Annotated in this window: 8 protein-coding genes and 1 pseudogene; all 9 read right to left on the bottom strand. The window is 64.2% G+C overall.

Going from position 1 to position 7989, the window contains the following annotated elements:
* Positions 1-1004 precede the first annotated feature (1004 nt).
* Positions 1005-1148 (bottom strand): hypothetical protein, encoded by a 144-nt coding sequence (locus MLGJGCBP_RS51685; RefSeq protein ID WP_236581061.1) that lies wholly within the window; start codon positions 1146-1148, stop codon positions 1005-1007.
* 81 nt (positions 1149-1229) lie between these two features.
* The gene (locus MLGJGCBP_RS12650) at positions 1230-2771 is read right to left on the bottom strand and encodes an alpha/beta hydrolase (RefSeq protein ID WP_236581060.1); all 1542 of its coding nucleotides are present in this window, start codon (positions 2769-2771) and stop codon (positions 1230-1232) included.
* Between the two features lie 142 nt (positions 2772-2913).
* A pseudogene (locus tag MLGJGCBP_RS50490) lies at positions 2914-3125 on the bottom strand (cutinase family protein); the annotation flags it as partial.
* 199 nt (positions 3126-3324) lie between these two features.
* Complete coding sequence (locus tag MLGJGCBP_RS12645) at positions 3325-3837, bottom strand: hypothetical protein (RefSeq protein WP_160095978.1); 513 nt, start codon at positions 3835-3837, stop codon at positions 3325-3327.
* The gene (locus tag MLGJGCBP_RS12640; protein WP_160095976.1) at positions 3837-4595 is read right to left on the bottom strand and encodes a ParA family protein; all 759 of its coding nucleotides are present in this window, start codon (positions 4593-4595) and stop codon (positions 3837-3839) included. Before MLGJGCBP_RS12640 ends, MLGJGCBP_RS12645 begins: the two co-directional genes overlap by 1 nt.
* A 179-nt stretch (positions 4596-4774) precedes the next feature.
* On the bottom strand, positions 4775-5026 hold the full coding sequence (locus MLGJGCBP_RS12635; RefSeq protein ID WP_236581059.1) for a hypothetical protein: 252 nt from the start codon (positions 5024-5026) through the stop codon (positions 4775-4777).
* 253 nt (positions 5027-5279) lie between these two features.
* The gene (locus tag MLGJGCBP_RS54290; RefSeq protein WP_442972097.1) at positions 5280-6080 is read right to left on the bottom strand and encodes a hypothetical protein; all 801 of its coding nucleotides are present in this window, start codon (positions 6078-6080) and stop codon (positions 5280-5282) included.
* A 33-nt stretch (positions 6081-6113) separates the two neighbouring features.
* The gene (locus MLGJGCBP_RS54285) at positions 6114-6725 is read right to left on the bottom strand and encodes a cutinase family protein (RefSeq protein ID WP_442972096.1); all 612 of its coding nucleotides are present in this window, start codon (positions 6723-6725) and stop codon (positions 6114-6116) included.
* 402 nt (positions 6726-7127) lie between these two features.
* On the bottom strand, positions 7128-7364 hold the full coding sequence (locus MLGJGCBP_RS12625) for a hypothetical protein (protein WP_160095974.1): 237 nt from the start codon (positions 7362-7364) through the stop codon (positions 7128-7130).
* Between the last annotated feature and the right edge of the window lie 625 nt (positions 7365-7989).

Genomic DNA, 7989 nt, shown 5'->3' with positions numbered 1-7989 from the left:
CGGAGGGCGTCAGGAAGCGCCGGGCTCGCACCCACCCGCTGGTCCGGCCGAGATGGCGATGGTGGGGTGGGTATGAACCAGCTTCGGATCTGACCGAGTCCCTGACTAATTGGGTCGCCGTCTTCACTCGACCCGCTGCGCAGCCACCCCTGACTTCACCAAGTGCACACAATGGGTGCCGACCCCGCCCTCTTCGGCGCCCAGCTTCCCTACGAAACTCGAACCACGGTCCGAACTTCGTGTGAGGTGATGCACCGTGCATCACCTCTGACTGAGCACCTGGTGTCACCCGAGCACCTACTGCGGCGTTTCTCCCACCCACGCCGGCACTCTCGACAGGCGCAATCCCTGACTGCGGTGGGGTTCGTGCTTCCCGATTGACTGCCGCAGAGCGGCGACGACGTCGACCTCAGCGGTCGCGGTGTGCGACCTACTCGCGGTCGCAGACCTCGTGTGCGGCGAAGCGAGTCACTGCCGGGACGCCCACCCGCCTCGATCGACGCCTTCAGCCCCGCCCTGCGGAGATGAAGAATAGTTTTGATTCTCGCCGAATGACTGGTGTGCTTGCACTTCCGATCGATCTCACACTTGCACCGTCGATGCCGGAGCTGATACCTCCCCCACATCGGCGACTACCTCCACCACAGCCGTGGGCGCCGCGGTTTCCACTCGCACCTCGGCCGGCACCGAGAAGACAACACTCGAAGCATCATCCGCCGACACCTGCATCGGTCGAATCTTGTGTTAGCTACGCTAGCTAGCGTAGCTACTTTTTCTACCTCCGCTACCAGTTCCGGGGGTACTACACCGAAGACATTCCGTCGCAGCGATATTCACCCGCTGCGAGTCTGCGGGACAACCCGGGCAGCCTTTCGTCACTGTGATGAAAGACCACGGTCAAGGTAGCGGCATTGCGCCGGCGGCCAGCCATCGGTCGACGTCGACTAGGGGTGGCGTCCCAATGACCCCGTACCCCTTGATATACTCCTCACCGTCGGCAATGACTACCACCGCAACCCGCGGACCGAGTAGTCCCTCATCGCCTTGTCGATCTTGGCGTCGAGGTCGTTGAACGCGTCCTTCGCGTTCGTCGGGACGCTCGTAGTTGTGGTGGTCGACTCCTTCGAACATGCCGGCGATGCGAGCACCGCCAACCCCTGCGACCGCCCCGCCAAACACCGTCCGGCGCGACAACTCGGGGCCACCGACGGCGAACACCTCGGTCGTCATCAGCGTGGCGGGAGAATGTCGTATGCCGGCAGTTGCGTCGTGTCCGTGCAGGATGTGTCCGGCTTCTCCGGATTGTCGAAGAACGACGCGATGATCTCGGCTCCGCATGGTGGCTCTGCATACACACCGTGTGCAGCTCCGGGCACTACCGCGACGATGGATTGTGAGAGATCCTTCGCGATGTAGTCGCCCCACACCGCTCCGGTCTGCCCGTCGTAGGTACCGGACAGCACAAGCGAAGGGATGTCGCTGACGGTGATGTCTCGGATCGAGTCAGGGGCCTTCGGCACGTCCCACACCTTGCAGGCGTCGCGCAGGAACGGCAGCTGTGGCGCTTGGGCCCGAACGGACTCCGGGAGTTCAGGGAATTCCTTTTCCGCCTGTTGCATGGTCTGCTCGACGGTCTCGAACGGGATCCATTCACGGCACCAAATGCTCAGGGTGAGGCCCCAGTGGAGGACGCCCCTGTCCGGATGCCCCCAGACCTCGGCCCACCGCGAGGCAATGGGCTGCGCGTTCCCGTGTGCGAGCTCATCGACGGTTGACGGGAACTCTTTGGGTAGGTGGGTGGCCACGGGGACAAACCAGTTCAGCAGCATTCCGCCGTCGACGACAACCTTCGTCTCTCCTGCACCCTCGACGTTGACCGTCGTGGTGATGGGCTTCGCTTCGAGCTCGTTGACCAGCCGGATGAACGTTGCCCCCAGGTCGGGATAGCGCTCGTTGCATGCCGGCTGGTCCTCGCATGCCTTGACCATGTTGTCGAATGCTTGGCGAGCGCTGGCCCAGGTCCACCCCAGGGCACCGGCCGATGGAGGCGTCACTCCGTCGAACACGATCGACTCGATGGCGTCGGCGTCGTGACGCATGTAGATCAGCGCAAGGTCGGTACCGTACGAGTGGGAGAACACATTCCACTTCTCGAGGCCGAGTGCCTTGCGTAAATCAATCAGGTCATAGGTGCTCTCGGTCGAATTGAAGGCCGAGAGGTCAACGGTGGGAGCCAGGCGGTCGTGGCAGTCCTGCACCGCTTCTACGTACGCATCCCGTGTGGACTCGGCGTTCCACGCCATGCCGATCCTGTGGGCGAAGAACTCGAAAATCTCCGGGCAGGGCAACGGCGAGCTGGACGTGATGTTGCCGCGCTGTCCCATCAGGATCAGATCGCGATCACGGTTCAGCGGCACGTCCGGGTTGACCGGGGGATCGGTGACCGCATCCTGACCGGGCCCGCCCATGAGAAAGACGATCGGAGCCTTGGCCGGCGGCTGCGTTTCCGACGGAACGATCGCCACTGCCAAGCGCAAGGATCCGCTGTCTTCTCTGGTGCGGTTCACCGGTACCACCAATTCCCCGCAGCGAGCATTCTCCAGCAGTGGGACCGGATTTGGCGTCTTCGCGCACGGACCCTCGACAAACTCCGCCGGCGGATGATCCACAGTCGTCGGTGACGAGCCGGGCGGCTCGGAATTGCTGCTACACGCTGAGCTGACGAGAATCGAGACAAACGCAATCGCCGCTATTTGGTTCACACACCGCATGTCAACCACCCTGAATGGCGACCGCCCGAACCTTGTGTTCGGGCTCGGCCCGAGTATCTACTCGGATAAATCCTGGCACACCCATAGCAGTGGGAGCGCCGTTACCGGCGAAGCGGCCCCACAGGCCGCTGAAATCCGGCCTCGATACCTCGATGAGGACCGCCGTCGCCCTGGTGAGGGCCTCGAGTGTGCTGTCGGCGTAGGTGTGGCCGTTGTCGAACGCGCGGGCCATGTACGGGACGGGTGTAGACCTCCGCCCGGTCCCCGTGCGCCGCGGCAATGGCCTCGGCGACCGGTGCGAGAATCCCGACGGATGAGTGGGTCGGCGGTCTCATCGGTTTCCCAGGTCCCTGGATGTCTAGATCGAGCGGCGGCGACGGACTCGTATTCGCAGACCCTGCGGTTCGATGTTCATTGGTTCACCCAATGTATCGACCAATCGGAAAGTTCTGCCTGTCGTTCCTTTCAACGATGCGCCCCAGCGGGTACGCTCCCGGCGTCACGAATGTGCTTGATACCGTGTGGAACTGAGCGTACCGACCGCCTGGGCGGGCTACTTGATGCGTGATCCGCGGACGCAGTCGGCGTTGCGCGGCGGGAAGGGTTCACCATCGTTGTATTCGCGTTCGAGAACGGCGAGGTAGCGGGCGAGGGCTTCGTCGACGAGGTCGGACCAACTGTCGGGGGCGCCGGCGATATGGCCGATCGCGGCGACAGCATTCTTGCCGTCTTCGACCTTGGCGCGGTTGAGATAGACCGATTCCAGCGACTTGTCCGCGGACACCCGTGTGGTGGTCGTGTCCTCGTCGAGGGTCACCGGCCCCGGCTGGGATTCGCAGGTGGTGGCCGCTTCCCGAGCGACGGCCACGCCCTGCTCCACGAGGTTGGGCAGTCGCCGCTTGCGTTCGACGGGGTTGTTGGCGAGTCCGGGCTCGCGTGTCACGCTGATCAGGAGATCCTTCCGACGAGTTCTCGCGCACGTCCCGACCTGATGGGCGCCTGCGCGAGGCTGGGGACGGCGTTCGAGAGGGTTGCTGGCGAGGCCGGGTTTACGTGTCGCGCTCATCAGGACATCCTTTCGACGAGTTCTCGGGCGGCATCGCGATAGGCGCGGGCCGCGGAGGACGACGGTGCCCATCTGACGACGGGTTCTTCGGCGCTGTAGCTTTCGGTGACACGGACCGACTTCGGGATGATGGTCCGCATCGTCTGATCAGGGTAGGTCTCGCGGAGCGCGGCGAGGACCTGCTGGTCGATGACCTGACCGAGTTCGACGCGGCCACACAGAATGTGATTGAGCCGCGCGGTGGGGTTGAGCAACTCGACCTGCTCGCTGATGTAGTTCTCGATCCGCATGAGCGCTTCGAGTTCCATCGCTCCCGTCATGACAGCGGCGAGCACGTCGGTGCAGGCGACGAGTGCACTGATGGTCAGATGGTCGAAGTCTCCGGGGCAGTCGAGGAGGTTGAAGTCCACCTCTGGGGCGCCGACAAGGGCTTTACGCAGGACGCCGTGCGCACCGGGCTTCTTGAGGAAGTAGGGCCCGACGGAATCGAGTTCCTTGGTGGCAGGTACAAGGTGAATCCCGGACGCGGTGATGGTGGTGGCATCCTCGATGCTCGCCACCATCATCAGCACCGACAGGACATCGTTGTCGACGGCCTCGGGCGTGGCACCGAGCCAGGTGGTGGCGTTGCATTGCGGGTCGAGGTCGACGACGCGGACGGTGTAGCCGGCTTCGACGAGGGCCTGGGCGAGATTGACGGTGCTCGTGGTTTTGGTGGAACCACCTTTGTGGTTGACCACCGCGATGGTGCGGGTCATGGCCTGTCCCTTCGTGCAACAAATAGTGCCGTAACGTGCACTGATCCGTGGAGGCGTTCAGTGTCGCGTTGACGTTTTCCGTTCCGCGAAGTCCTGCGATCATCGCTGACGGCGGACAATCTACTGTCACTATCGCGGCGAGCAACAGGTCGCCACTCGCCGCCCGGACCGGTGATCCGTCACGGTCCCGATCTGCAGGATTCCGCGGATCGTTGTGTCGCGGTCTGCTTCTGTTGAATCGATGCCAGTAGCTCGGTCAGGCCGGTGTCGGCCGCGATCAGCGCCGCGATGTAGTCGTTCGCGGTCATGCCATGCGCCTTCGCGGCGCTGGCAGCTGCTTCCTTGAGCTCCGGCGGCACCAGCGCCTTGACCACAGCACGGGTTCCCTTACTGGGCCGCCTCCGGCGGCGGGAAGCAACGATCTCGACCATACCCGCAATTCTGGGACCAGAAAGTCACACAACCTAACCGCCACACCGCACCCCTCAGAATTTCTCGCGGCCGGGCCCGCTTGCAGTGCCCGAGAACTCGACAACAGGAAATACTGACCGCGGCGCATCACGGTGACCTAGCGGTTTCCCGGAAGGCGGTGCGGGAAGCGGACTTCTCATCACCAACCGATGTGTAACCGGTGGATGTTAGCCGGTCGGGTCCGGATGATCGCCAAGATTTGGGAGACCCATTTCAAGTCGACACCCGCGACCATTTCACCAACGGCTCGAACTGCACATTCAACTCGCGGGCGATGTCGCGGGCGCCGCGGACATCTCCTGCCGCGATCTTCTGCGGCAGGACGGTCAGGTTGCGCAGAATGCCGTGCAGATCGAGAGTGGTGACCCCGGTGACGAGGTCGAGTGCCTGGTCGACGACGACCTTCGGTTTGAGCACCGACAACACGCTGGACGCGGAGGAGAGGGCCTCAGCGGGTGTCGCGGCGATCGGGGCGAGTTGCCCGCCGAGTGATGCTGCCGCGGTGGAGAGTTGAGAGATTTCTGGGGCGGTGACCGGAAGTGTGGTCGTGTTGTTGTTCGCGAGCGTGGCCGCGGTGGTGGCGATGGTGGTCACCGCATTCAGCGCGCCGGAGAGGTCCGTGGCGCCGGCGGTCGTGAGGACCTGTGCTGCTGCGTTTTCCGGTGTTCCGGCCGGGGCTGCTGCCAGGGCCTGGGTGGCGGCGGCATTCGCGGCCCCGGACTGCAGCAGATCGGCCAGTGGACCAAGGGTCTTCGACAGTGAGGTTGCGGTGTCGGCGACCTGGCTCACGTCGACTGCCCCGCCCGTCTCTGTGCCGCTCAGTTGCCTGCCGAGGGTGGCGGCGTTCGATCCGAGACCGGGCAGGTCCGCGTCGGTGAAATCCGACGTCAGGGCGGTGGCGACCGCCGCACTGTCGCCAGCGGCTGTGTCGCTGGTGTTGCTCGGGGTCTTCGACAGGATGGATCCGAGCGAGCCGAGGAATGGGTTTGCGCCTTTCTGGATCGAGCAGTACAAGTCTGTCGGATCGCAGATGGAGGCGACCCGGCCTCACAACGTGCCCATGCCCTGCGAGCGGGGCCCGGAGATCCCCTCCCCCGACGTCTTCGGGCCGACGGTCGCCGACCCCTTCGTACCGGCACCCGGGTCGGCGAGCAGACCCACACCGAGAACCCGGTCTGCGTCGATCGGGCCGCGGTCGTTCCCGATGGCTGCCGCGATATCGCCTGCCGCGTCCGCGCCTTGGGAATTGCCGGTGATGGTGATCTTGGCGCCGTGGCATTTGTCGGCGTAGTTCTTCAGTACGGCGGAGGCCTTACTGACGGCGTCGGCCTTGCTGTCAGCGTAGGTGTGTCCGTTATCGAACGCCCGGGCCATATATGGCAGCGTGTACGTCTGGGTGCGGGCTCCGTTCTTCGCCGCGATCGCCTCCGCGACCGGGGCCAGCATGCCCACCGGCTTGCTTGGGTCAGCGTTCTCGTTCGTCTCCCACGTACCGGGGATGAGCAGGTTGAACGTCGCCACACAGTTCGCAGGGTCGGAATGGGCGATCGCAGGCGACGACAGCAGAGCGGTCCCGCACATCAGCGCGGGGGCGACCATCGCCGCGACGACGCGTCTCCTCCGCCGACCACACAGTCTCGCCCGTGATACCCCCAACACCCGATACACCGTCTCTGAACGGCTCAAGTCTCGAGTGCAACATGGGCAGACACAAGGAATCCCCCTGCAGCAGGTGCTAGACAGTCACATTTCGTCTCGGGAACTACAGGATCTGGTTGGCGAGCACAGGGCAATCTCCGACGTTGACGCCACGCTGGGGTGCTTCTCTGTGCAGTCGAAGCAGGCTCTACCTGTGACGGGCAGCTCGCCTACCAGCTCTGCCTTGACACTGCCCATCGGGGCGATCCCCGTGCCCCTACCAAGTGACGATCGATCGCGTCGATATCGGCCACGCCTCCATACACAGCGCAGAGCTGCGGCGATGCCGGATCCGCGTCGCTGTCGGCAGCGGCCGCCTACCGCAGCTGTGATCGACACGAATGGCGTTCCGCCTCTGCTCTATCAGTTGATTGCGGTGGAATCTCGAACCCTTCCGGCCTGTTCTGGCCGTGCGCGGCGCCGCAGGATCGAGTCGAGAGCATCGTCGAGAGCGATGTTCTCCTGCAGGAGTTGGATGAGCAGTTCCTTGCTGTGTTCGTCCATCGTCCGGCCCTCGATGACCATGATCGGCGCGAGCCTGTCGTACTCGGCTCGTGCCTGGTCCTCTGTCAGACCGTGCGGGGCGTTGTCGTCGTTCATATGGTGCGCTCGCCTTCTTCGTCGATTCCGTAATCGCGGTCGACCTCGGCTTTCAGGTGGATCGTGGCGACGTTCTCATTGTCCGTGACGGCGGTGTTGGCGAGGACTTCTCGCATGGGTGGGCGTGTCCGCTGCTGGCGGCCATGGTGTCGCTGACGGCGGCCTGCTGCCGTGCGGAGGCAATCCCAGGAGAAACTGGCCACCAGGGAACGCCGCACCAGCCCGATCGGAACCAAACTCCGCGGCCGTGGGGCTCAGACACCCGTCCCGCAACAAGGGCAGAGACCCCGACGTCGACCCGGCCACCGTCAATCGGGACCTCTTGCAGTCGACGCGGCCAGGGCCCACCTGACCTGTGGGAGCCCCTGCGGCCCACGTGAGAGGCCAACGGGAAGCCGCCGACACCTTCCCCTACGTCAACGGCTTCGCATCCTTCCCGGGAACGCTACGCAATGTAGGTCTTACCCGGTCAGGGTGACAGTGACGCCATATCGCCTCTCCCCTGCGTGTCAGGGTGAGTTGAGTCCAACGGTTCATAGCAACCCCGTACTCCGACCGCTTCCTCCTCGCGCTGTACGGCGCGTTCAAGGTCGGCGCGATCGTCTCCCCGTTCAACCCGCGGTCC

The organism is Rhodococcus sp. T7, from assembly GCF_009872365.1.
Taxonomy (GTDB): domain Bacteria; phylum Actinomycetota; class Actinomycetes; order Mycobacteriales; family Mycobacteriaceae; genus Rhodococcus_F.
The sequence above is the reverse complement of the archived record's forward strand: the minus strand, read 5'-3'. Positions and strand labels throughout refer to the sequence as shown.